Source organism: Ancylobacter sp., assembly GCF_965279025.1.
Lineage (GTDB): Bacteria > Pseudomonadota > Alphaproteobacteria > Rhizobiales > Xanthobacteraceae > Ancylobacter.
Genome location: NZ_OZ257132.1, coordinates 4,370,126 through 4,393,398 on the forward strand (window position 1 = coordinate 4,370,126; position 23,273 = coordinate 4,393,398).

At 67.0% G+C, this 23,273-nt stretch carries 20 protein-coding genes; 10 read left to right on the forward strand and 10 right to left on the reverse strand.

What is annotated here, in order from left to right; genetic code table 11:
• The first annotated feature begins 87 nt into the window (after positions 1 to 87).
• The 6 genes from purS to ACQY76_RS20425 all read left to right on the forward strand — a co-directional run bounded on the left by purS (position 88) and on the right by ACQY76_RS20425 (position 4,383).
• Positions 88 to 330 carry a phosphoribosylformylglycinamidine synthase subunit PurS gene (gene purS, locus ACQY76_RS20400; protein ID WP_428030512.1) on the forward strand — a complete coding sequence of 81 codons (243 nt, stop codon included), beginning with the start codon at positions 88 to 90 and terminating at the stop codon, positions 328 to 330.
• A 4-nt stretch (positions 331 to 334) separates the two neighbouring features.
• Positions 335 to 1,033 (forward strand): phosphoribosylformylglycinamidine synthase subunit PurQ, encoded by a 699-nt coding sequence (purQ, locus tag ACQY76_RS20405; RefSeq protein ID WP_428030513.1) that lies wholly within the window; start codon positions 335 to 337, stop codon positions 1,031 to 1,033.
• A 52-nt stretch (positions 1,034 to 1,085) separates the two neighbouring features.
• Complete coding sequence (gene purL / locus ACQY76_RS20410; RefSeq protein ID WP_428030514.1) at positions 1,086 to 3,299, forward strand: phosphoribosylformylglycinamidine synthase subunit PurL; 2,214 nt, start codon at positions 1,086 to 1,088, stop codon at positions 3,297 to 3,299.
• 13 nt (positions 3,300 to 3,312) lie between these two features.
• Positions 3,313 to 3,546: a BolA family protein gene (locus ACQY76_RS20415; protein WP_428030515.1), complete on the forward strand. Its 234-nt coding sequence runs from the start codon at positions 3,313 to 3,315 to the stop codon at positions 3,544 to 3,546.
• Positions 3,547 to 3,617: 71 nt separating this feature from the next.
• The gene (grxD, locus tag ACQY76_RS20420) at positions 3,618 to 3,956 is read left to right on the forward strand and encodes a Grx4 family monothiol glutaredoxin (protein WP_428030516.1); all 339 of its coding nucleotides are present in this window, start codon (positions 3,618 to 3,620) and stop codon (positions 3,954 to 3,956) included.
• A 112-nt stretch (positions 3,957 to 4,068) separates the two neighbouring features.
• Positions 4,069 to 4,383 (forward strand): hypothetical protein, encoded by a 315-nt coding sequence (locus ACQY76_RS20425; protein ID WP_428030517.1) that lies wholly within the window; start codon positions 4,069 to 4,071, stop codon positions 4,381 to 4,383.
• Between the two features lie 78 nt (positions 4,384 to 4,461).
• Here the strand turns inward: ACQY76_RS20425 and rpsD are convergent, their stop codons facing one another.
• Positions 4,462 to 5,079 carry a 30S ribosomal protein S4 gene (rpsD, locus tag ACQY76_RS20430; RefSeq protein WP_428030518.1) on the reverse strand — a complete coding sequence of 206 codons (618 nt, stop codon included), beginning with the start codon at positions 5,077 to 5,079 and terminating at the stop codon, positions 4,462 to 4,464.
• Between the two features lie 477 nt (positions 5,080 to 5,556).
• Between rpsD and ACQY76_RS20435 the strand changes: the two genes are divergently transcribed.
• Positions 5,557 to 5,952, forward strand: a complete 396-nt coding sequence (locus tag ACQY76_RS20435; protein ID WP_428030519.1) for a hypothetical protein — start codon at positions 5,557 to 5,559, stop codon at positions 5,950 to 5,952.
• A gap of 113 nt (positions 5,953 to 6,065) precedes the next feature.
• Here ACQY76_RS20435 and ACQY76_RS20440 read toward each other — a convergent pair whose 3' ends face one another.
• The 3 genes from ACQY76_RS20440 to ACQY76_RS20450 form a co-directional block, all read right to left on the reverse strand.
• Positions 6,066 to 7,334, reverse strand: a complete 1,269-nt coding sequence (locus ACQY76_RS20440) for a lytic murein transglycosylase (RefSeq protein WP_428030520.1) — start codon at positions 7,332 to 7,334, stop codon at positions 6,066 to 6,068.
• A 76-nt stretch (positions 7,335 to 7,410) separates the two neighbouring features.
• Positions 7,411 to 8,253, reverse strand: a complete 843-nt coding sequence (gene murI / locus ACQY76_RS20445; protein WP_428033071.1) for a glutamate racemase — start codon at positions 8,251 to 8,253, stop codon at positions 7,411 to 7,413.
• A 144-nt stretch (positions 8,254 to 8,397) separates the two neighbouring features.
• Positions 8,398 to 9,231 (reverse strand): RNA methyltransferase, encoded by an 834-nt coding sequence (locus tag ACQY76_RS20450; RefSeq protein WP_428030521.1) that lies wholly within the window; start codon positions 9,229 to 9,231, stop codon positions 8,398 to 8,400.
• Positions 9,232 to 9,521: 290 nt separating this feature from the next.
• Between ACQY76_RS20450 and ACQY76_RS20455 the strand changes: the two genes are divergently transcribed.
• Positions 9,522 to 10,733, forward strand: a complete 1,212-nt coding sequence (locus ACQY76_RS20455) for an NADP-dependent isocitrate dehydrogenase (RefSeq protein WP_428030522.1) — start codon at positions 9,522 to 9,524, stop codon at positions 10,731 to 10,733.
• A 157-nt stretch (positions 10,734 to 10,890) separates the two neighbouring features.
• Here the strand turns inward: ACQY76_RS20455 and ACQY76_RS20460 are convergent, their stop codons facing one another.
• From ACQY76_RS20460 to katG, 6 genes are all read right to left on the reverse strand, one after another.
• Complete coding sequence (locus ACQY76_RS20460) at positions 10,891 to 12,147, reverse strand: cyclic nucleotide-gated ion channel (RefSeq protein WP_428030523.1); 1,257 nt, start codon at positions 12,145 to 12,147, stop codon at positions 10,891 to 10,893.
• 30 nt (positions 12,148 to 12,177) lie between these two features.
• Positions 12,178 to 14,829 carry an alanine--tRNA ligase gene (gene alaS, locus ACQY76_RS20465; RefSeq protein ID WP_428030524.1) on the reverse strand — a complete coding sequence of 884 codons (2,652 nt, stop codon included), beginning with the start codon at positions 14,827 to 14,829 and terminating at the stop codon, positions 12,178 to 12,180.
• Positions 14,830 to 15,101: 272 nt separating this feature from the next.
• A complete protein-coding gene (gene recA, locus ACQY76_RS20470) occupies positions 15,102 to 16,181 on the reverse strand; it encodes a recombinase RecA (RefSeq protein ID WP_428030525.1) in 1,080 nt (359 codons plus the stop codon).
• 111 nt (positions 16,182 to 16,292) lie between these two features.
• Complete coding sequence (locus tag ACQY76_RS20475; RefSeq protein ID WP_428030526.1) at positions 16,293 to 16,808, reverse strand: cupin domain-containing protein; 516 nt, start codon at positions 16,806 to 16,808, stop codon at positions 16,293 to 16,295.
• A 14-nt stretch (positions 16,809 to 16,822) separates the two neighbouring features.
• Positions 16,823 to 18,301, reverse strand: coding sequence for an FAD-dependent monooxygenase (locus tag ACQY76_RS20480; RefSeq protein WP_428030527.1), 1,479 nt, complete (start codon positions 18,299 to 18,301; stop codon positions 16,823 to 16,825).
• Between the two features lie 161 nt (positions 18,302 to 18,462).
• A complete protein-coding gene (gene katG / locus ACQY76_RS20485) occupies positions 18,463 to 20,640 on the reverse strand; it encodes a catalase/peroxidase HPI (RefSeq protein WP_428030528.1) in 2,178 nt (725 codons plus the stop codon).
• A gap of 160 nt (positions 20,641 to 20,800) precedes the next feature.
• Between katG and ACQY76_RS20490 the strand changes: the two genes are divergently transcribed.
• Both ACQY76_RS20490 and ACQY76_RS20495 read left to right on the forward strand, forming a co-directional pair.
• Positions 20,801 to 21,739 carry a hydrogen peroxide-inducible genes activator gene (locus ACQY76_RS20490; RefSeq protein ID WP_428030529.1) on the forward strand — a complete coding sequence of 313 codons (939 nt, stop codon included), beginning with the start codon at positions 20,801 to 20,803 and terminating at the stop codon, positions 21,737 to 21,739.
• 45 nt (positions 21,740 to 21,784) lie between these two features.
• A complete protein-coding gene (locus tag ACQY76_RS20495; RefSeq protein WP_428030530.1) occupies positions 21,785 to 23,272 on the forward strand; it encodes a carboxypeptidase M32 in 1,488 nt (495 codons plus the stop codon).
• The last annotated feature ends 1 nt before the right edge of the window (position 23,273 follow it).

Below are 23,273 nucleotides of genomic sequence, written 5' to 3' on the forward strand. Positions count from 1 at the left end.
CGGCCAAATGGTAGGCGGGGGCCTCAAAGCCCCCGTTTCTGTTTTTTCCGCAGCTTCCGTCGCACGAACGTCCCCGAGAGTGATTCCATGAAGGCGCGCGTCCTCGTCACCCTGAAATCCGCCGTGCTCGATCCGCAGGGCAAGGCCATCGAGGGTGCCCTGCGCTCGCTCGGCGTGCCCGGCGTCTCCAGCGTCCGCCAGGGCAAGGTCTTCGACGTCGAGATGGAGACCAGCGATCCGGCCAAGGCCGAGGCGACGCTCAAGGACGCCTGCGAGAAGCTGCTCGCCAATACGGTGATCGAATCCTACCGCATCGAGTTCGTGGGCTGAGACGATGAAATCCGCCGTCCTCGTCTTTCCCGGCTCCAATCGCGAGGGCGACGCCGCGCGCGCGCTCGAAATGGTCTCGGGCGTCAAGCCGGCCATGGTCTGGCACGCCGACACCGCGCTCCCCGCCGGCACCGACCTCGTCGTGCTGCCGGGCGGCTTCTCCTATGGCGACTATCTGCGCTGCGGCGCCATCGCCGCCCGCGCGCCGATCATGGACGCGGTGCGCGCCCATGCCGCGCGCGGCGGGCTGGTGCTCGGCATCTGCAACGGCTTCCAGATCCTCTGCGAGAGCGGCCTGCTGCCTGGCGTGCTGGTGCGCAATGCGCGCCTGCGTTTCATCTGCCGCGAAGCCCTGCTGAAGGTCGAGCGCACCGACACCCCCTTCACCCGCCGCTACGGGCGCGGCGCCATCGTGCGCTTTCCCGTGGCGCATGGCGAGGGCAACTACACCGCCGATGCCGCGACGCTGAAGCGGCTGGAGGATGAAGGCCGCGTGCTGTTCCGCTACGTGATGCCGGACGGGCGCCGCGACGACGCGCAGGTGCTGAACGGCGCCGCCAATTCGATCGCCGGCATCGTCTCGGAAAAGCTGAACGTCCTCGGCCTCATGCCCCACCCCGAGAACCACATCGACCCGCTGGTCGGCCCGACCGACGGACGCGCTTTGTTCGAGAGCATCGTCGGCGCGCTGGAGAAGGCGTGACACCCGCCCTCGCTCGCCCTGCCCGCCCGCGCAACGGAATGACGGCCTTCGCATGACCTCCTCCGAACCCAAGATCACTCCCGAACTCGTCGCCAGCCACGGCCTCAAGCCGGACGAGTATGAGCGCCTGTTGAAGCTGATCGGCCGCGAGCCCAGCTTCACCGAACTGGGCATCTTCTCGGCGATGTGGAACGAGCACTGCTCGTACAAATCCTCGCGACTGCACCTGCGCGGCCTGCCGACCAAGGCGCCGTGGGTCATTCAGGGCCCGGGCGAGAATGCCGGCGTCATCGATATTGGCGACGGCAAGGCGGCCGTCTTCAAGATGGAAAGCCACAACCACCCCTCCTATATCGAACCCCACCAGGGCGCGGCGACCGGCGTCGGCGGCATTCTGCGCGACGTGTTCACCATGGGCGCGCGGCCCATCGCCTCGCTCAACGCGCTGCGCTTCGGCGACCCCAAGCACCCCCGCACCCGGCACCTCGTGGCCGGCGTCGTCGGCGGCATCGGCTCCTATGGCAATTCCTTCGGCGTGCCCACGGTGGGCGGCCAGGTGGGCTTCCACACCCGCTATGACGGCAATTGCCTGGTCAATGCCATGGCGGTCGGCCTCGCCGACGCCGACAAGATCTTCTACGCCAAGGCGACCGGCATCGGCCTGCCGGTGGTCTATCTCGGCTCGAAGACCGGTCGCGATGGCATCCACGGCGCCACCATGGCCTCGGCCTCGTTCGGCGAGGACGCGGAGGAGAAGCGCCCGACCGTGCAGGTCGGCGACCCCTTCGCCGAGAAGCTGCTGCTGGAAGCCTGCCTCGAAATCATGGAAGCCGGCTGCGTCGTCGCGATCCAGGACATGGGGGCCGCCGGCCTCACCTCCTCGGCGGTCGAGATGGGCGCCAAGGGCGGCCTCGGCATCGAGCTCGATCTCGACAATGTGCCCTGCCGCGAAGAAGGCATGAGCGCCTATGAGATGATGCTGTCCGAGAGCCAGGAGCGCATGCTCATGGTGCTCGCGCCCGGCAAGGAAGAGCAGGCCGAGGCGATTTTCCGCAAATGGGGGCTCGACTTCGCCATTGTCGGCCACACCACCGACACGCTGCGCTTCGTCGTCAAGCACAAGGGCGAGATCAAGGCCGACCTGCCGATCAAGGAACTGGGCGACGAGGCCCCGCTCTATGATCGGCCCTGGAACGAGACGCCCAAGCAGGCGCCCATCGATCCCGCCACTCTGGACATCGCCTCCACGCTTCCCGGCGCTCTCGAAAGGCTGATCGGCTCGCCCGATTTCACCTCGAAGCGCTGGGTGTGGGAACAGTACGACCACCTCATCCTCAACAACACCGTGCAGCGCCCCGGCGGCGACGCGGCGGTGGTGCGGGTCGAGAACGGCCCGAAGGGTCTCGCCCTGACCTGCGATGTCACGCCGCGCTATTGCGAGGCGGACCCGTTCGAGGGCGGCAAGCAGGCGGTGGCCGAAGCCTGGCGCAACATCACCGCCGTCGGCGCCCGTCCGCTGGCGCTGACCGACAACCTCAATTTCGGCAATCCCGAGAAGCCCGAGATCATGGGCCAGCTCGTGGGCTGCCTGCGCGGCATCGGCGCGGCCGCTAAGGAGCTGGATTTCCCCGTCGTCTCCGGCAATGTCAGCCTCTACAACGAGACCAACGGGCGCGGCATCCTGCCGACCCCGACCATTGGCGGCGTCGGCGTGCTCGACGACATCGAGAAAATGGCCACGCTCGACTTCAAGGCTGGCGGCGAGACGATCCTCGTGCTCGGGGTGACCACCGGATGGCTTGGCCAGTCGGCCTTCCTGTCGGAAATCCTCGATCGCGAAGAGGGCGCGCCCCCTCCGGTCGACCTCGCTCTGGAGCGCAAGACCGGCGATCTTGTGCGCACCCTGATCACCGACGGCCTCGTTACCGCCGTGCACGACGTGTCGGATGGCGGCCTTCTCGTGGCTCTCGCCGAAATGGCGATGGCGTCCGGCATCGGCGCCAGCCTCGCCGCCCCGCCGCCTGACATGAACCCCTTCGCCTTCTGGTTCGGCGAAGACCAGGCCCGCTACATCGTCACGGTGGAGAGCAGCACCAAGGCGCTGGTGCTGCGCCGGGCGGAACTCGCCGGCGTGAGCATCGCCAAGCTCGGCGCCACGGGTGGCGACCGATTGAATATTCCGGGCGAGCGCCCAATTGTAATCGACGCGCTGCGCGAGCGGCACGAGGCCTGGCTGCCCATCTACATGGGCGCAGGACTGATGTGAGGGAGCCTGTCTGATGGCGATGGAAGCAGCCGAGATCGAGAGGCTGATTAAGGAAGGACTGCCGGACGCATCGGTCGAGATCCGCGATCTCGCCGGCGACGGCAATCACTATGCCGCGACCGTCATTGCCGAGAGCTTCCGCGGCAAGAGCCGGGTGCAGCAGCATCAGATGGTCTATGCGACGCTGAAGGGCCAGATGGGTGGCATATTGCACGCCCTGGCGCTTCAGACCAATGTACCCGACTGAAGGCGGCCGGCCCTGGGCCCTGCGCTGCCACGACCCCTCTCGCGAGGCCCGCAAGGGCGAAAGGCACTGCCATGAGCGTTCATGATTTCATCGACAGCCAGGTCAAGAGCAACGACGTCGTCGTGTTCATGAAGGGCACGCCGCAATTCCCGATGTGCGGCTTCTCCGGCCAGGTGGCGCAGGTCTTCACGCTGCTGGGTGTCGACTACAAGGGCATCAACGTGCTCGATTCCGACGAGATGCGCACCGGCATAAAGGAATACACCAACTGGCCGACCATCCCGCAGATCTTCGTCAAGGGAGAGTTCATCGGCGGCTGCGACATCGTCCGCGAGATGTACCAGTCCGGCGAGTTGCAGACGCTGTTGGAAGAAAAGGGCGTCGTCGTCATGGGCAAGGCAACCGCCTGAGCCTGAGGGTCAGCCCGCGCTTCCCAAGCCGCCCTTCGGGGCGGCTTTTTATTGCCGTGGCGCGAGGCGGCCCGCTAACCTGCGTCGGAACACCCTGGAGACGTTCGACACCTTGAGCATCGACATACTGATTGTCCTGACATGCCTCACCGTTCTCGCCGGCATGTCCCTGTTCGCCAATGGCCGATTGCGCGATCACGCGCGATTGCCAATGCAATGGTCGCTGTCGGGCACGGTCAACTGGTCGGCGCCGCGCCCTTTGGCGCTGGCCATTACGCCCCTGCTCGCGGCGGTGAGCCTTGTCGGGCTGGCGGTACTGCTGCGCGGCAGCGCCGATGCCTCATGGGCGCTCATGGTCGCGGCGCTGTCCTTTGTCGGCGCCCATCTTCTGCATCTTGCCCTGCTGCTGCGCCGCGCGCAGCCTTGAGCACCGGCCCCCTCCCTCAACCCAACAAAAAAGCCGCCCTCCCGGGCGGCTTTTCGTTTCGTGCGATCCCGAGAAGGATCAGCGCGAATAGAACTCGACGACGAGGTTGGGCTCCATCACCACCGGATAGGGCACCTCGTTAAGCTCCGGGATGCGGACGAACTTGGCCGTCATCTTGGAGTGGTCGACTTCGAGATAGTCCGGAGTGTCGCGCTCGCCGGAGGCGACGGCTTCCAGCACCAGAACGAGCTGGCGGGAGGCTTCCTTGACCTCGATCACATCGCCGACCTTCACCTGGTAGGACGGGATGTTGACGCGGCGGCCGTTCACCTTGATGTGGCCGTGGCTCACGAACTGGCGGGCGGCGAACACGGTGGGGACGAACTTGGCGCGGTAGATCACCGCGTCGAGACGGCGCTCGAGCAGGCCGATCAGGTTGGCGCCGGTGTCGCCCTTGAGGCGCGAGGCCTCAACATACACCGAATAGAACTGCTTCTCGCCGATCGAGGCGTAGTAGCCCTTGAGCTTCTGCTTGGCGCGCAGCTGCACGCCGAAGTCGGAGAGCTTGCCCTTGCGGCGCTGGCCATGCTGGCCGGGGCCGTATTCACGCTTGTTGATGGGGCTCTTCGGGCGGCCCCAGATGTTTTCGCCCATACGGCGGTCAAGCTTGTGCTTGGCCGAAACGCGCTTGCTCATGCGCAGGTCCTCTCGCATATCGTTGCGGGTTGGATCGCGCCCCCTCCTCTACCCCCATTTCGAGAGCCGACAGGATCGTCCGAACGCGCCGGACCGACCCACGGGTGCGTGAAACACGACGCGGGACCGTTTCCAGCCCCGCGCTTGGTCGCGTGCATAGGCACAAAAGGCCCGAAGGTCAAGGGCGGCGGCCAGCTTGTCCGCTTGAGCACGACCACTTCCGCCTGTCCGGCGATGAGGTGCTCCTTTTCGCGTAAAGCCCGCGCGAACGTCAGCATGTCACCACCATGGCGCTCATGCCGTTAATACGCATCCCTCAGCGCCAGCCATTTCGGTAAGCCTGAGGCCGAGCGGTGGCGCAGTATGGGGCCAACTTTTGTTGTTGGTCGGGCAGCTGAAATATGGGCACGATCGGCCCTCACCCAACGTTATGTTGTGGCGACGACAGACATCGAGCCAACGCTCTGAGGAGATAAAATGCGCAGTTCTATTGCCGTCGCACTAACAGTCATGGGGTGTGTAATGACCCTTCCGGCCGCCGCCCAAGACGCAACATCGCTGAACGGCACGTGGAAGGGCCCGCGTGACCGGATACACTCCACCCAAGGCAACCGCTCCGACACTATCACCTATGTCATATCCGAACAAAACGGCATGACCTTCCGCGCGAAGGCTATCTACCAGACGGTAGAAGGGGAAAAGTCCGAGACGTTCGTTGGCGCTTTTCCGAGGTCGGGCAGCTTTGGGGTCGGCGCCGGCAAGAACGGCACCCACTTGTTCGAAATCGTGGACGCACAAACAATCAATTTTTGCTATACGGAAGTAGGCGAGCAACACCTCACTTCCTGCGGGACACTGACCAAGCAGCCTTGACCTCTTTATTTCGAGGGCTGTTCGCCGGCCGACGAGACCGGCAAAGCAGGTCTCTCTGGCCAGGCAGCGCTGGGAGGGTTTCTAGGGCGCGGCGCCCGATGGCGTTACAGCTTTCACCGTCCCCCCCGCAGTGCCGCCAGCACGTCGAGGCCGGCATAGCCGTCCGGCTCGACGCCCATCCGGCGCTGGAAATCGGCCACCGCGCGCATCGTCATGTTGCCGACCCGGCCGTCCACGCCGCCCGTGTCGAATCCCGCCTTGGTCAGCCGGCGCTGCACGTCCTGGATCTCCGCCAGGGTGAGCGGGCGCTCGCCGCCGGGAAACGGCGTGATGAAGGGATCGCCGCCCAGTACCCGGTCGCCGAGATGGCAGACGGCCAGCGCGTAGTTCATCGAGGGGTTGTAGCTGCGCACGGCATAGAAGTTCTGCGTCAGCAGGAAGCAAGGCCCTTCCGGCCCCACCGGAGCCCATAGCCGGGTGCGCGCCTTGGGAAAGGCGAAGCGCCCTCCCCCGGCCGGCTTTACGCCGAGCCTGCCCCATTCCTCTACAGTGCGCCATGCCGAGGCGTCGGCAGCTTTGTCCGGGACGCCGTCCATCCGCACCTCGAAGCCCCAGGGCACGCCGCGCTGATATTTGCCGCGCTTGATGAGGTAGAGCGACGAGCCCGCCAGTGCGTCCGCCACGCTGTAGGGCGAGGGCGAGCCATCGCCGTCATAATCGACGCCGAGATTGAGCCAGACCTCCGGCATCCACTGCGTATGCCCCATCGCGCCGGCCCAGGAGCCGAGCATCTCGTCCGGCTCACCCCAACCGCGCTGCACCACAGCCAGTGCGTTGAGGAACTCGGTCTCCCAATAGGTCCGCCGGCGCGGCTCGCCCCAGGCCAGCGCGGCGAGCGAGGGGAAGACCGGCTTCATGTGGTCGGGATCGGTCACCAGTTCGCCGAAGGCGCTCTCCATGCCCCACAGGCCGAGCAGCACGTCCGGCTCGACGCCGAAATCCTTCTGCAGGCGCTTCATCAGCGCGGCGTTCTGCTTCACCGCCGCCCGGCCAGTCATGAGCCGCCAGTCGGAAATGCGGCGGTTGAGATATTGCCAGAGTTGCTCGCGAAATTCCGGCTGTGCGCTGTCCTTCACATAAACCGAGGTGTCGGGCCGCAGCCCGCCGGTCACCCGGTCATAGACGACATCGGAAATTCCCTTGGCACGCGCGCGCCCGCGAAATTCGACGATCCACGCCTCGAATCGCTGCTTGGCCTGCTGGGCCGAGCCCTCGCCTGCGCCGAGAGCGAGCGCGCCAAGGCTCGCCCCGGCCCCGAGCAGAAAGGTTCTGCGGGTTGCGGGCACCGTGCGGGGGATGCCGTCGGAAAGGTCGCGGGACACGTCGATTCTCCTGCCGTAGCGGCATGTTGGGCAGGGATTCACGGCACGGGCAAGGCGTCCCCTCAACGGGAGTGGATCACGCGGGCGCGGGCGCGTCCATCGCCACGATCTCGCTGGCGCGGGTGCGACGCCCGCCGATTCGCTCGATCAAGGCGGGATCGAGCGGCCGTCCGGTGGAGAACAGCCGCATCGGCGCCGGGCTCGCCGCAAAGGCGACGGGGCCGATGAGCGAGGAAAGCCGCCGGGCGATCGCCGGGGCCGGGTCGAGCCAGCGCACCGGCCACGGTGCCACCTTCTGCAGGCGGTCCAGAAGCAGTGGGTAATGCGTGCAGGCGAGCACCACCGTGTCGGTGCGCGCCCGGCCCTCGCGGACGAAAGCCGGCGCGATTTCGGCGGCGATGTCCGCATCGCTGACCTCCTCGCCCCGCATCGCCGCCTCGGCCAGCGGTGCGAGGCGGGTGGAGCCGACCAGCGTAACACGGCAGTCGCCGGCGAAATCCTGGATCAGCTTCTGCGTGTAGTCGCGCTTCACCGTGCCGGGGGTGGCCAGCACGCTCACCTGCCGCGTCAGCGAACTCTCGCAGGCCGGCTTGATGGCCGGCACCGTACCGACAAAGGGAATCGGAAAGCGCGCCCGCAGCGGCGGCAGCACCAGCGTCGAGGCGGTGTTGCAGGAAATGACCACGGCATCCGGCGCGGTGCGGGCGATCAGGTGCTCCATCACCGCCATCACCCGGGCGACGAGAGCCTCCTCGCTGAGCGCGCCATAGGGAAAGGCGGCGTCGTCGGCGGCGTAGATGAAGCGTGCATCCGGCCGGGCGCGCGCCAGTTCCCGGAACACGGAGAGCCCGCCGAGGCCGGAATCGAACACCAATATGGTCGGCGCACGCAGGGCGGTGGCAGGCGGCAGAGACGACACGGCGACAGCCCCGGTGGACGAAGCAGGTGGCGACACGCCGCGCAGGCCGGCAGCGGTTACGGGAGAAGCCTCGATACGCATCTGATGTCCTCCATCCCCGGCATCATTGTGGCGCATCTTGGTGAACGCTTCGTTGCAGTCGAATTAATCGCCCGTCTCGCCGGTTTCCGGGTCGTTGCGGCCTTCCAGCCGGGCGGCGGTTCGTGCCTCGCGCAGGCGACGGCCCTCGACCAGCGCCGTCACCATGCCGTGCAGGGTGGCGATGTCCTGTCGGGTGAGGCCGACGCGGTGGAAGATGTTGCGGATGTTGCGGATGGTGACCGGCTTCTTCTGCGGCGAGCGGAAGAACAGCGCGTCTTCGAGCTCGTGCTCGACATGGTCGAAAAAAGCCAGGAGGTCCGCCTTGTCGGCGATGGGGTAGCGGTCCGGCTGCTGGAAGGGCAGCGCGCCGCCCGAGGCGAGCTTGAACCATTCATAGGCGACGACCGCCACCGCCATGCCGAGATTGAGCGAGGCAAAGCCAGGGTTCACCGGCAAGGTGAGGATGACATCGGCGAGCGACACTTCTTCCGTGTAGAGCCCCGTGCGCTCGCGCCCGAACACCAGGCCCACATTCTCGCCCGCCCCGATGCGCGCGACTGCCTCGACGGCGACGGCGTCCGCGCCCATCACCGATTTCTGCATGCCGCGTTCGCGCGCGGTGGCGGCGGCAACGAAATTGAGGTCGGCCAGCGCCGCCCGCAGATCGGGAAAGATCTCGGCATTGTCGAGAATGATGTCGGCACCGGAGGCGAAGGTCACCGCCTTCGGGTTCGGCCAGCCCTCGCGCGGATTGACGATGCGCAGGCGCGACAGGCCGAAATTGCCCATGGCGCGCACCGCCGAGCCGATGTTCTCGCCGAGCTGCGGCTCGACCAGAATCACCACCGGTCCACCGGTCGGCCAGGGTTTTGTGCTGTCGGTGCCGGCACCGGACATCGCGCTTCCTCGTTCAATCGCTTCTCGGGGATGGCGCTTCTATACAAGGGCAGACGGGACTTGCGAAGCGGCGGCGTGACTCCGCCTCGGCGTATCCGCCCCACGGCATACCAAATGCCAACGCCGGATTGGTGGAGAATTGGCTCGCGCGCCCGCTTTCGCCGAAAATTGGCCTGCTATCTGCTTTCCCTGTGCGGCACAGCGCGGTATCACCCGCGCATCCGGCGTCTGCCCGCGCGGACATGCGCTGCGACCCCTCCGAAAACGATTTCCGTGCGAGGTGACATTTCATGGCGAAGATCAAGGTTGCGAACCCGGTCGTCGAGCTCGACGGCGACGAGATGACCCGGATCATCTGGCAGTACATCAAGGACAAGCTGATCCATCCCTATCTCGACGTGCCGCTCGAGTATTACGACCTCGGCGTCGAGAACCGTGACGCGACCGCCGACCAGGTCACCATCGACGCCGCCGAGGCCATCAAGCGCGTGGGCGTCGGCGTGAAATGCGCCACCATCACCCCCGATGCCGGCCGCATGACCGAATACAACCTCAAGAAGATGTGGCGCTCGCCCAACGGCACGATCCGCAACATCCTCGGCGGCGTCATCTTCCGCGAGCCGATCATCTGCAAGAACGTGCCGCGCCTCGTGCCGGGCTGGACCCAGCCGATCATCGTCGGCCGCCACGCCTTTGGCGACCAGTACCGCGCCACCGATTTCCTGGTCCCCGGCAAGGGCACGCTCACCATCAAGTTCGTCGGCGACGACGGCCAGGTGATCGAGCACGAAGTCTACAAATACCCCGGCGCCGGCGTGGCGCTGTCGATGTACAATATCGACGAGTCGATCGCCGAGTTCGCCCGCGCCTCGCTGAATTACGGCCTGATGCGCAAATACCCGGTCTACCTCTCCACCAAGGACACCATCCTCAAGCAGTACGATGGCCGCTTCCGCCAGATCTTCCAGGAGATCTACGAAGCCGAGTTCAAGGCCGAATTTGAGAAGAACAAAATCTGGTACGAGCACCGGCTGATCGACGACATGGTGGCCTCGGCGCTGAAATGGTCCGGCGGCTATGTCTGGGCCTGCAAGAACTATGATGGCGACGTGCAGTCCGACATCGTGGCGCAGGGCTTCGGCTCGCTCGGCCTGATGACCTCGGTGCTGATGACGCCGGACGGCAAGACCGTGGAGGCCGAAGCCGCCCATGGTACGGTGACGCGCCATTATCGCGAGCACCAGAAGGGCAAGGAGACCTCGACCAACTCCATCGCCTCGATCTTCGCCTGGACTCGCGGCCTCGCCCATCGCGCCAAGCTGGACGACAATGCCGAGCTCGCCGCCTTCTGCGCCACGCTGGAAAAGGTGTGCGTCGACACCGTCGAGAGCGGCTACATGACCAAGGACCTCGCCCTGCTCGTCGGCGCCGACCAGAAGTGGCTCTCCACAACCGGCTTCCTCGACAAGGTGTCGGAGAACCTCAGCAAAGCGCTGGCCTGATCGGTCCGGCCTCTTAACGCCAAAAATGCTTCGGGGCGCGTCCGCGCGCCCCGAACGCCGGCTTCTTCTCGATCCAATTCGCGCGCCGGAGGCAAGCCTTCCTGCCCGGCGGCTCTACGCCCCACGCCTTTCCGCCTGCCCTGCACGGCTGCCGTAGCTACGACGCGGCGTCGTCCGGCTTGCTACGCAGCTCGTCCCCGGCAATGTCACCGCTGCGCCGCATGGCCTGCGGCCCCTCCTCGTCAGGCGCCATGGCGCGCACGCGCTCGCCTATCGACGGGTGGCGCCGGATCACGTCCGCCAGGTCGTCGGCCGCCAGCATCAGCAGCATGCAGCGCGTGCGCGCCCGCGCCGTCGCCGCCCGGCGGGCCGACTGCAGCAGCGCCATTTCGCCGAAGAACTGCCCCTCGCCCAGCATATGCAGGCCGTCGGCGAATTCGAGCTCGACCTCGCCCGAGGCGATGAAATACATCGAACGCGCCACGTCGCCGCGACGGGTGATCACGTCGCCGGCCTGCGCCGTATGGGCCGACAGCATCTTGTGGATCTCGCCGATACCGGTCGCGTCAAGGTCCGCAAAAAGCGGCACGCGCGCCACCATGCCCCAGGTGATGACGAAATCACGCCGCTTGATCACGTCGACAAAGGAGGTGGCGATGATGCCCACCGGCAGCGCGATCATCACGATGCCGGTGATCATGGTCAGGCTGGCGATCACCCGCCCGGCCACCGTCAGGGGATAGACGTCGCCGTAGCCGACCGTGGTGATCGTCGCCATGGCCCACCACATGGCGGCGGGTATCGAGCCGAGATGCTCGGGCTGGATGTGCCCTTCCGCGACATACATCGCCGAGGCGGCAATCAAAACCGCGGCGGCCAGCAGCCAGAAGCAGGCCATGAGCGACTGCTGCTCGCGGTGCAGCACTTCGATCAGCGACTGCATCCCCGGCGAGTACCGCACCAGCTTGATGAAACGCAGCAGCCGCAGGATCGCCAGCGTTACCAGATTGACGCCGAACAGCGCCGATATCACGAAGGGCAGCCAGGCGATGAGGTCGATGATCGCCACCGGCGTGCGGGCATAGCGCAGCCGCGCCCTTAAAGGCGACAGGCCGCGATAGCGCGGATTTTCCCGCGCGACCCAGACACGCAGCGCGTATTCCACGGCGAAGACGACGAGCGACAGCCTCTCGAAGGCAAGGAAGGCGACGTAGTCGCGCAGATAGAGGCTGGGCACCGTCTCCAGTACGGCGGCGATCACATTGAGCACGATCAGAACGATCAGGGCGAGATCGACCCGTTCGGAGATCCGATCATGCGCCGCGTCACGCTCTAATATCTCATAGCAGCGCCGACGCCGGCGACGCCATGCGGACGCCGCCAGCCAGCTGATCTCGCGCTTGTGCGCTGCCATGCGCGGCCACTCCCTCGTCCCTCGGGACGTTCAGCCGGCCAGCGCGCTCTCAATGGCCGCCAGCGCCTCGCCCGCCCGCGACCCGTCCGGGCCGCCGGCCTGCGCCATGTCCGGCCGGCCGCCGCCGCCCTTGCCGCCGAGCGCCTCCGCCCCACGCCGCACCAGCGCCACCGCGTCGAAGCGCCCGGTGAGATCCTCGGTCACCCCGACGACGAGCCCCGCGCGCCCTTCCTCGGTGACGCCGACAATGGCGACCACGCCCGAGACGATGCGCTTCTTGCCCTCGTCGACCAGGCTCTTGAGGTCCTTGAGGTCGATGCCCGCCACTTCGCGTGCCAGCAGCTTCACGTCACCGACCGTACGGGTGGGCTCCTCGACCCCGGCACCGCCGCCAATCGCCAGCTTGCGCCTGGCGTCGCCGAGTTCGCGCTCCAGCTTGCGCCGCTCCTCGACAAGCTGGGCGATGCGCGTCTCCACCTCGCCAACCGGTGCCTTGAGCAGACCGGCCGCCGCCTGCAAGGCGTGGCGATCCGCGGTCAGCGCGTGGCGGGCCACATCGCCCGTCATCGCCTCGAGTCGACGCACACCCGCGCCGACCGCGCTCTCGCCGACCAGGCTGATCAGCCCGATGTCGCCCGTGCGCTCCACATGCGTGCCGCCGCACAGCTCGACCGAATAGGGCGCGCAATTGCCGGGGTCGGTGCCCATGGTGACGACGCGAACCTCCTCGCCGTATTTCTCGCCGAACAGGGCGCGCGCGCCCGAAGCAATCGCGTCGTCCACCGCCATCAGCCGGGTGACGACCGGCTCGTTGCGCAGCACGATGCGGTTGGCAAGGTCCTCCACCTCACGCAGTTCCGCCTCGGACACCGGCTTGGGGTGGGAGAAGTCGAAGCGCAGGCGGTCGGGCGCGACCAGCGAGCCCTTCTGCGCGACATGGTCGCCGAGCACGCGGCGCAGCGCCTCGTGCAAAAGGTGCGTGGCCGAATGATTGGCGCCGATCGCCTGGCGCCGGTCGGCATCCACGGTCAGCGCAAGCGCCGTGCCGACGGAAAGCGTGCCGCTCTCGACCTCCACTTCATGCACAAGCAGATCGCCGAGCTTCTTCTGCGTGCCGATGACACGGGCGCGCAGGCCGTCCTCCCCCGTCAGCACGCCGGTATCGCCGACCTGGCCGCCGGATTCGCCATAGAACGGCGTCTGGTTGAGCACCACCAGACCGGTGGCGCCGGCGGGCAATGCGGAAATCCGCCGGCCATCGGCCACCAGCGCGGTCACTGTGCCTTCGGCGCTCTGCGTCCCGTAGCCGAGGAACTCGCTCGCCCCGGCCTCTTCGCGCACCGAAAACCACACCGCATCCGTCGCGGCCTCGCCGGAGCCCGACCAGGAGGCGCGGGCGTCTGCGCGCTGGCGCTCCATTGCCGTGTTGAACGCATCGACATCGACGCCGACGCCGCGCGCCCGCAGCGCGTCCTCGGTGAGGTCGAGCGGAAAGCCATAGGTGTCGTAGAGCTTGAAGGCGGTCTCGCCGGAGAATTTGGAGCCCGCGCCGAGGCCCTCGCTCTCGGTCTCGAGGATGGATAGCCCCCGCTCCAGCGTCTTGCGGAACCGGCTCTCTTCCAGCCGCAGCGTCTCCGACACCAGCGCCTCGGCGCGCACGATCTCGGGATAGGCGCGGCCCATCTCCCGCACCAGGATCGGCACGAGGCGGTGCATCAGCGGGTCGCGGGCACCGAGCAGCTGAGCATGGCGCATCGCGCGGCGCATGATGCGGCGCAGCACATAGCCCCGCCCCTCATTCGACGGCAGCACGCCGTCCGCCACAAGGAAGGTGGCGGCGCGCAAATGGTCGGCAATGACCCGATGGCTCGCCTTCTGCGGACCGTTGGCCGGGACGTCGGTGAGTTCCTCGACGGCGCCGGTCAGCGCCCGCATGAGGTCAATTTCGTAATTGTCGTGCGTGCCCTGGAGCACGGCGGAAATGCGCTCGAGGCCCATGCCGGTGTCGATGGACGGGCGCGGCAGGTGAACGCGCTCGCCGCCTGGCAGCTGCTCGAACTGCATGAAGACGAGATTCCAGATCTCGATGAAGCGGTCGCCATCCTCGTCGGCGGAACCGGGGGGGCCGCCGGCGATGTGCGGACCGTGGTCGAAGAAGATTTCCGAGCAGGGGCCGCAGGGGCCGGTATCGCCCATCTGCCAGAAATTGTCGGAGGTCGCGATGCGGATGATCCGGGAATCATGCAGCCCGGCGATGCGCTTCCACAGCCCGAAGGCCTCGTCATCCTCGTGGTAGACAGTGACCAGCAGCTTGTCGACCGGCAACTCGAACTCGCGGGTAATCAGATTCCACGCGAACTCGATGGCGTTCTCCTTGAAATAGTCGCCGAAGGAGAAATTGCCGAGCATCTCGAAGAAGGTGTGATGCCGCGCCGTGTAGCCGACATTGTCGAGATCATTGTGCTTCCCGCCGGCGCGCACGCACTTCTGCGAGGTGGCCGCCCGCGAATAGGGCCGCTTCTCGATTCCGGTGAAGACGTTCTTGAACTGCACCATCCCGGCATTGGTAAACATCAATGTCGGGTCATTGCGCGGGACGAGCGGGGAGGATTCGACCACCTGATGCCCGTTGCGGGCAAAATAGTCGAGGAAAGTCGCACGTATCTCGTTAACGCCGCTCATGAACCCGGATCCGCCGATGAAGATGCCGGCGCCACAGGAGCGCCGGCCCGCACCATCCGGCGCGGGCGCAACGGTTCTAACGACGCGTCAACACCTTGTCCAGAAAGCACCCGGATGCCGTCTTCACCGACACACGCCCCGCAGGGCAGAGTCTTCGCCGCGCCGCCCGGCACAGCGCGCCAGCGCCTCCACCCGAGCGAAGACGGCTCGGCGAACGCCGGTCCTTGCGGGGACCGGCGGACCTAGAACGAAGAACGAAGAACGACCGGCGCTCACTCCTCGCCGTCGCCGTCTTCGCCGCCATCGCCGCCGGCGAGGATCTGCTCGGCGATGAGACCGGCATTCTGGCGGATCGTCGCCTCGATGCGGCCGGCGATCTCCGGATGCTGGCGCAGGAACGACTTGGCGTTCTCGCGTCCCTGCCCGAGCCGCTGGCTGTCATAGGAGAACCAGGCGCCCGACTTCTCCACCACGCCGGCCTTCACGCCGAGGTCGATGAGCTCGCCTATCTTGGAGACGCCCTCGCCATACATGATGTCGAACTCGACCTGCTTGAAGGGCGGTGCCAGCTTGTTCTTCACCACCTTCACGCGGGTCTGGTTGCCCACGACCTCTTCGCGCTCCTTGATGGCGCCGATGCGGCGGATGTCGAGCCGGACCGACGCATAGAACTTCAGCGCGTTGCCGCCCGTCGTGGTTTCGGGGCTGCCATACATCACGCCGATCTTCATGCGGATCTGGTTGATGAAGATCACCATGGTGTGCGAGCGGTTGATCGAGGCGGTGAGCTTGCGCAGCGCCTGGCTCATCAGGCGCGCCTGCATGCCGGGCTGGTTGTCGCCCATCTCGCCATCGAGTTCGGCGCGCGGCGTGAGGGCCGCCACCGAATCCACCACCAGCACGTCCACCGCGCCGGAACGCACCAGCGTGTCGGCAATCTCCAGCGCCTGCTCGCCGGCATCCGGCTGAGAGATGAGGAGATTGTCGAGGTCGACGCCCAGCTTGCGGGCATAGATCGGGTCCAGCGCGTGCTCGGCGTCGATGAAGGCGCACACGCCGCCCTTCTTCTGCGCCTCGGCGATGGTGTGCAGGGCCAGGGTGGTCTTGCCCGAGGATTCCGGCCCGAAGATTTCCACCACGCGGCCGCGCGGCAGGCCGCCGATGCCGAGCGCGATATCGAGCCCGAGCGAGCCCGTGGAGACCGTCTCGATCTCCATGATCTTGTCGTTCTTACCCAGGCGCATGATCGAGCCCTTGCCGAAATGGCGCTCGATCTGGGTAAGGGCGGCGTCAAGCGCCTTGGACTTGTCCATGGAAGATCCTTCAACGAGTCGCAGTGTCGACTGAGTCATTGCCGGGCTCCGGGCTGTACGCAAGGGAAAAGGGGGATGTGGCTAAGGTTGCCGCACTTGTACCCCGTTTGTTCGATGTTCGCAATATGTTCTCATCGCTTCAACCCCGAATTACGTGGGTTTCGCTGCGTTCTCGGGCGGCTCCTGCAGGGTCGGACCCTCCGTGGCGCGCAATGGCGGCCCGAGGAACTCAACCTGCCACTTTTGTCCGAAGGCATTCAGCGCGGCCGTGTCGGGAAGGCCGCCCTGCATCACGCCAGCGAGCTCGGTGAAGAAGGCCACCGCGTCCAGCGCCGGGGACATGAGGATGTACTGGCGCGCCGGCGCGTCGGTGACGTTGACGAAGCCATGCGCCGCGCCGCCGGGAATGCTCACCACGTCGCCGGCCTGCGCGTAGAAGCGTCGCCCGTCCACTTCGTAGAGGTAGCGCCCCTCGATCACGCGAAAAATCTCCGCCTCGCGGTGGCGGTGGCGCGGCGGGCCGGCGCCGGGGGCGTTGATCGTCTCGATGAAGCAGAACGCCCCGCCACTCGCGGACGGCGGCAGGCGGACCATGAGCTCGAGGCCGATGGCGGGAATGCCGATTGGCGGCTCATCGCCACGCGAATGCAGGAAAGACACGCTCATCGGATCCCCCGTGATCACGCGGCTACAAGGCGCCTGAGATAGTCGGCGATGCGCTCCCACTCTCCCCCGGCCACCGCCATGGCGAGATAGCCGTCCGGCCGGATCAGCTCGATGCCGCCCGCCACCTTGTTGGGCCGCACCACCGCATCGACCAGCCTGCCCGGCAGGTCCGCCGGCGGCGGGCCGGCCGTGGCACCCGCGCGCAGCGTGAAGCGCGGCGTGTCGCCCGCGCCATAGGCGGGCTCGCCCTCAACCGGCAGCATGCGCGCGCCGGCCCGTGGACCGGCCTCCCAGGAGACGCCGTTGAGCGGGCTGTCGGCATAATGGATCGCCGTCTCGGTCAGCGCTCCTTCCAGCGCATGCTGCACCGGCGCGAGCCCGAGCACGAAATGCATCACGGCGTTGCGGATGTGCCGGGCGACCGGGTTTTTCAACGTGGCCATGCGGGTCAGTCGCCCGGAGGTGGCGATCACCTCCGCCCCCACGGCCCGGCGCTCCCGGTCGTAGCTGTCGAGCAGAAACGGCGAGGTCGCCAGACCGCGCAGCACCAGAGTGAGCTTCCAGGCGAGGTTGATCGCGTCCTGCATGCCGGTGTTCATGCCCTGCCCGCCCGCCGGGCTGTGGACATGGGCGGCATCGCCGGCGAGGAAGACGCGCCCCACCCGGTAGCGCTCCACCTGCCGTTCATTGATGCGGAACGAGGTGGTCCAGATCGTGTCCTGCAGCACGATGCCGCCGGGGCCGCGCCGGTCCAGCAGCGCCTGGAACTCCGCCATGGTGGGCACAGAGGGCGCCTCGGCGGTGGAGGGCCCAAGGCCGACGATGACGCGGTAGCGCCCCGGGGCGAGCGGAAACAGCACGGCCGGGCCGTCCTCGTGCAGGCAGGTGGCGAACTCGTTCACCGGAAACGGCATGCCGGAGAGGTGAAAGTCACCCTGCGCCCAGTCGCTGGCCAGCGTGTCGCCTTCGAAGGAAAGGCCGAGCCGGTGGCGCACCGGGCTGTGGGCGCCGTCGCAGGCCACCAGTGCGCCATAGCGCGCCGTCTCCTCGCGGCCGTCGGCATGGCGCAGCGTGACGGCGACGTCCTCGCCGTCCTCCACGAAATCATCCAGCGCCACGCCCAGTTCCGGGCGGACGCCACGTGCGTCCAGGTGCTCCAGAAGGACCGTTTCGGTCTCGCTTTGCGGCAGCATGAGCACGAAGGGATAAGGCGTTTCGACATCGCTCAGCGCAACCCGCGCCAGCGGCGAGCGGCCGGCGAGGATATTGCCGAACGTCACCTTATTGCCGCGGGAGACGAGTTCGGCGGAAAGCCCGCCGCCGGCGCGCTCCAGCAGTTCCAGCGTGCGCGGCCAGATTGCCACCGCGCGCGACGTGGTCGCCCGCTCGGTCATCGCGTCGACCACCCGCACCGGCACCCCGTAGCGGGAAAGTTCGAGAGCCGCCGTCAGCCCGACCGGGCCGGCCCCGACAACAAGCACAGGATCCGTCATGCGCGTGCCCCCTGATGGGGACGCGGACGCCAGGCGCGGCCGTCCCCTCCCAAGGGTTTAGAGCCCGCGACGGATTAGGCAACGGGCTTGTCACGGTGCCGCAAATACGAAAACGCCCCGCCACCTTTCGGCAGCGGGGCGCTTGGATGTGGATATCGGCCTCAGTCGACGAGGTCGAAGCGGTCGGCGTTCATCACCTTGGTCCAGGCGGCGACGAAATCGCGGAGGAACTTCTCCTGCGCGTCGTCCTGGGCATAGACCTCGGCATAGGCGCGCAGCACCGAGTTGGAGCCGAAGACGAGGTCGGCGCGGGTGGCGGTCCACTTCGCCACGCCGGTCTTGCGGTCGCGCAGCTCGTAGACCCCCTCACCCACCGACTTCCAGCTATTGGCCATGTCGGTCAGGTTGACGAAGAAGTCATTGGTCAGCGCGCCTTCGCGGGCGGTGAACACGCCATGCTTGCTGCCACCATGATTGGTGCCCAACACGCGCAGGCCGCCGACCAGCACGGTCATCTCCGGCGCGGTGAGGCCCATGAGCTGGGTGCGATCGAGCAGCATCTCCTCGGGGGTGACGACATAGTCCTTCTTCACCCAGTTGCGGTAGCCGTCATGCAGCGGCTCCAGCACGCCGAACGAATCCGCGTCGGTCTGCGCGTCGGTGGCATCGCCCCGGCCCGGCGCAAACGGCACGGTCACATCATGGCCGGCCGCCTTGGCCGCCAGTTCGATGCCGACATTGCCACCAAGCACGATGACATCGGCGAGGCTGGCGCCAGTCTGGGCGGCGATGCCCTCCAGCACGCCCAGCACCTTGGCGAGACGGGCCGGCTCATTGCCTTCCCAGTCCTTCTGCGGGGCAAGGCGAATGCGCGCGCCATTGGCGCCGCCGCGCATGTCGGAGCCGCGATAGGTGCGGGCGCTGTCCCAGGCGGTGCTGACCAGCTCGCTGATGGTGAGGCCGCTGTTGATGAGCTTGGCCTTCACCGCCGTCACGTCGTAATCGGTGGCGCCGGCGGGCACCGGGTCCTGCCAGATCAGGTCCTCGGCCGGCACGTCCGGGCCGATGTAGCGAACCTTCGGGCCCATGTCGCGGTGGGTCAGCTTGAACCAGGCGCGGGCGAAGGTGTCCTTGAAGTACTCGGGATCGGCCATGAACTTCTGGCAGATCGCGTTGTAGATCGGGTCCACCTTCATCGCCATGTCGGCGTCGGTCATCATCGGGTTGTGGCGGACAGAGGGGTCGCTGGCGTCGAGCGGCTTGTCCTCTTCCTTGATGTCGATCGGCTCCCACTGGAAGGCGCCGGCCGGGCTCTTGCGCAGTTCCCATTCATGGCCGAACAGCATGTCGAAGAAGCCCATGTCGAACTGCGTCGGATGGGTGGTCCAGGCGCCCTCGAGCCCGGAGGTGACGGCTCGGCTGGCGAGGCCATTCTGGTTCGGGTTGGACCAGCCCATGCCCTGGTCTTCCAGCGCGGCGGCTTCGGGGTTGGGGCCCAGCGCCTTGGCGTCGCCATTGCCGTGGGTCTTGCCCACCGTGTGGCCGCCGGCGGTCAGCGCCGCCGTCTCTTCATCGTTCATCGCCATGCGGGCGAAGGTCTCGCGCACCTGCGCGGCTGTCTTCAGCGGGTCCGGGTGGCCGTTCACGCCTTCCGGGTTGACATAGATGAGGCCCATCTGCACGGCGGCGAGCGGGTTTTCCATCGTCGAGGGCACGTTGACGTCGGTGTAGCGGTTGTCGCTCGGCGCCAGCCACTCGCGCTCGGAACCCCAATAGGTGTCCTTTGACGGGTGCCACACATCCGCGCGGCCGAAGCCGAAGCCGAAGGTCTTCAGGCCCATCGTCTCATAGGCGATGGTGCCGGCGAGCACGATGAGATCGGCCCAGCTGACCTTGTTGCCGTACTTCTTCTTGATCGGCCACAACAGGCGGCGGGCCTTGTCGAGGCTCACATTGTCCGGCCAGGAATTGAGCGGGGCGAAGCGCTGGTCGCCGGTGCCGCCGCCGCCGCGCCCGTCAGCCAAGCGGTAGGAGCCGGCCGCGTGCCAGGACAGGCGGATCATCAGCCCGCCATAGTGACCCCAGTCCGCCGGCCACCACTCCTGGCTCTCGGTCATCAGGGCCCGCATGTCGGCCTTGAGCGCCTCGAAATCCAGCGTCTTCACCTGCTCGCGATAGCTGAAATCCTCGCCGAGCGGGTTGGTCTTGGTATCGTGCTGGCTGAGAATGTCGAGATTGAGGGCCTTCGGCCACCAATCCATGTTCGACGTCCCGACTTCCGTGATGGCGCCATGCATGACCGGGCATTTGCCGGCCGGCCTGTTCGTGATGTCGTCCATTGCAGTCTCCAATCGTGATGGCATGCCGGCAGTGAAGATTCGCCGGCGCTCCCCCCGGGCACTGGCCGGCACGAGAGGCGTTTGGAATTGGAAGAGGTCTTATCGTACGCTAGGCATAATGAAAATTTGCATTTTCTAATTGGTCCGATATGAAATTCTAATGATAAGCATCTCCATGCGGCATCTGCGCTATTTCGAGGCGCTCGCGCATCACGGACATTTCGGCCGGGCCGCCGAGGCCTGTTCGATCTCCCAGCCTGCCCTCTCGCTCCAGATCAAGGAGCTGGAGGAAACGCTTGGCGCCCCACTGGTGGAGCGCGGCACGCGGCAGATCCGGCTCACCCGGCTCGGCGAGGAATTCGCCGCAAGGGCGCGCGGCATCCTGCAGGCGGTCGATGAACTGGAAGACCTCGCCCGGGCATCGCACAGCCCCCTCGCCGGCCGGCTGCGCATCGGCGTCATCCCCACCGTCGCGCCCTATCTGCTGCCCGCGGTGATGCAGCGTCTGGTCGAGCGCTTTCCGGATCTCGACCTGCGCCCACGCGAGGCGGTGACGCAACGGCTGGTGGACGACCTGGTCGAGGGTCGGCTCGACACCGCCATTGTCGCCCTGCCGGTGTCGGAACCCTCGCTGACCGAGCATGCCCTGTTCGAGGAGGAGTTCGTCCTGGTGCGTCCGCTGCACGAGGCGGCGCTGCCGGTGCCCAATTCGGAGACACTGCGCACCATGCGGCTGCTTCTGCTGCAGGAAGGCCACTGCTTTCGCGAACAGGCCCTCTCCTTCTGCAATCTCTCGCTGCCCCTGTCGCGCGACATGATGGAGGGCAGTTCGCTGACCACGCTGGTGCAGATGGTCGGCGCCGGCATCGGCGTCACGCTCATCCCGCAGATGGCGGTGGCCATCGAGACCCGCTCCGCCGCCGTCTCGGTGGCGCGGCTGGCGGCGCCGCGCCCCTCGCGAACCATCGGCATGGTCTGGCGCCGAACCAACCCGCTCGCCGGCTCCTTCGAGCAGATGGCGATCATCGTGGGCGCGGTGGGGCTTGCGGGCGCCGTGGCCGGCGCCAGCGCTGTTCCGCCCGATTGGCACCTCAGCTAGAAGAGGCTGGAGAGCGGCACCGCCGTCACCCGCCGGAGACTTCCCATGTCCGCCTATGCCTCCCTCGCCGCCCATTTCGGCCGCATCGCCGCGATGTCCAACGCCATCGGCATCCTGCAATGGGACAGCGACACGATGATGCCCAAGGGCGCCGCCGCCAGTCGTGCCGAGAGCCTCGCGCTGCTGCGGGTGCTGCAGCATGAGATGGCAGCCGATGCGCGCATCGGCGACTGGCTGGATTCCTCCGACGCCGATGCCACCCTCGGCATGTGGGAGCGGGCGAATCTGCGAGAGATCAGAAGGGTCTGGACCGCCCAGACCGCCCTGCCCGCCGATCTGGTCGAAGCCTCCAGCAAGGCCGTCTCCGCCTGCGAGATGGCATGGCGGCAGGCGCGGGAAGATTCAGATTTTCGCGGCCTGCAGCCTTATCTTGCCGAGGTGCTGCATCTGCAGCGCGAGGCCGGCACCGCCAAGGGCGAGCGGCTCGGCCTCTCGCCCTATGACGCGCTGCTGAACGACTATGAGCCCGGCGGCCGCTCGGCGCGGATCGACGCGCTGTTCGACGACCTCGCCGCCTTCCTGCCCGGCTTCACCGAAGAGGCGCTGGCCGCGCAAGCCCGCCGCCCCGCCCCCGAGTCGCTGCAAGGACCTTTCCCTATCGAGGCCCAGCGCCGGCTCGGCCAGACCATCATGGGCGCGCTCGGCTATGATTTTTCGCGCGGGCGGCTCGATGTCTCCACCCACCCTTTCTGCGGCGGGGCCGACAACGACGTGCGCATCACCACCCGCTATGACGAGGCGGATTTCGGCAAGGCGCTGATGGGGGTGATCCACGAGACCGGCCACGCCCTCTACGAACAGGGACGCCCCGCCGCCTATATGAACCAGCCGGTGGGGCAGGCGCGCGGCATGGTGCTGCACGAAAGCCAATCGCTGCTGATGGAGATGCAGGCCTGCCGCTCGCGCGAATTCCTCAGCTATGCGGCGCCGCTGATGCGCGAGACCTTCGGCGCCGACGGCCCGGACTGGGAGGCGCAGGCGCTGTGGCGCCGCTACACCCGCGTCGAGCGCGGCTTCATCCGCGTCGATGCCGACGAGGTGACCTATCCCGCCCACGTCATCCTGCGCTACCGGCTGGAAAAGGCGCTCATCGCCGACACGATGCCGCTGGGCGAACTCCCCGCCGCGTGGAATGCCGGCATGAAGGAGCTTCTCGGCACCATGCCGCCCAATGACCGGCTGGGCTGCCTGCAGGACATTCACTGGCCGAGCGGCGGCTGGGGTTATTTCCCCACCTACACGCTCGGCGCCATCGCCGCCGCCCAGCTCTTCGACGCCGCCTGCCGGGCCGAACCGGACACCCTGCCCGGCATCGCGCGCGGGGATTTCGCGCCGCTGGTCGGCTGGCTGCGGCTGCATGTGCATGGGCAGGGCGCGCTGCTCGACACGGACGAGCTGCTGACCCGCGCCACCGGCCGCCCGCTCGACGCCGGCGTGTTCAAGGCCCATCTCGCCCGGCGCTATCTCGGCTGAG

What these genes read in the sequence shown, in the direction of transcription:
- ACQY76_RS20480 (WP_428030527.1), bottom strand. Translation starts at nt 18,301, where the DNA reads ATGACGGATCCTGTGCTTGTTGTCGGGGCCGGCCCGGTCGGGCTGACG.
- ACQY76_RS20475 (WP_428030526.1), bottom strand. Translation starts at nt 16,808, where the DNA reads ATGAGCGTGTCTTTCCTGCATTCGCGTGGCGATGAGCCGCCAATCGGC.
- purQ (WP_428030513.1), top strand. Translation starts at nt 335, where the DNA reads ATGAAATCCGCCGTCCTCGTCTTTCCCGGCTCCAATCGCGAGGGCGAC.
- ACQY76_RS20415 (WP_428030515.1), top strand. Translation starts at nt 3,313, where the DNA reads ATGGCGATGGAAGCAGCCGAGATCGAGAGGCTGATTAAGGAAGGACTG.
- ACQY76_RS20460 (WP_428030523.1), bottom strand. Translation starts at nt 12,147, where the DNA reads ATGGCAGCGCACAAGCGCGAGATCAGCTGGCTGGCGGCGTCCGCATGG.
- ACQY76_RS20435 (WP_428030519.1), top strand. Translation starts at nt 5,557, where the DNA reads ATGCGCAGTTCTATTGCCGTCGCACTAACAGTCATGGGGTGTGTAATG.
- purL (WP_428030514.1), top strand. Translation starts at nt 1,086, where the DNA reads ATGACCTCCTCCGAACCCAAGATCACTCCCGAACTCGTCGCCAGCCAC.
- rpsD (WP_428030518.1), bottom strand. Translation starts at nt 5,079, where the DNA reads ATGAGCAAGCGCGTTTCGGCCAAGCACAAGCTTGACCGCCGTATGGGC.
- ACQY76_RS20455 (WP_428030522.1), top strand. Translation starts at nt 9,522, where the DNA reads ATGGCGAAGATCAAGGTTGCGAACCCGGTCGTCGAGCTCGACGGCGAC.
- ACQY76_RS20450 (WP_428030521.1), bottom strand. Translation starts at nt 9,231, where the DNA reads ATGTCCGGTGCCGGCACCGACAGCACAAAACCCTGGCCGACCGGTGGA.
- alaS (WP_428030524.1), bottom strand. Translation starts at nt 14,829, where the DNA reads ATGAGCGGCGTTAACGAGATACGTGCGACTTTCCTCGACTATTTTGCC.
- katG (WP_428030528.1), bottom strand. Translation starts at nt 20,640, where the DNA reads ATGGACGACATCACGAACAGGCCGGCCGGCAAATGCCCGGTCATGCAT.
- purS (WP_428030512.1), top strand. Translation starts at nt 88, where the DNA reads ATGAAGGCGCGCGTCCTCGTCACCCTGAAATCCGCCGTGCTCGATCCG.
- ACQY76_RS20495 (WP_428030530.1), top strand. Translation starts at nt 21,785, where the DNA reads ATGTCCGCCTATGCCTCCCTCGCCGCCCATTTCGGCCGCATCGCCGCG.
- ACQY76_RS20490 (WP_428030529.1), top strand. Translation starts at nt 20,801, where the DNA reads ATGATAAGCATCTCCATGCGGCATCTGCGCTATTTCGAGGCGCTCGCG.
- grxD (WP_428030516.1), top strand. Translation starts at nt 3,618, where the DNA reads ATGAGCGTTCATGATTTCATCGACAGCCAGGTCAAGAGCAACGACGTC.
- recA (WP_428030525.1), bottom strand. Translation starts at nt 16,181, where the DNA reads ATGACTCAGTCGACACTGCGACTCGTTGAAGGATCTTCCATGGACAAG.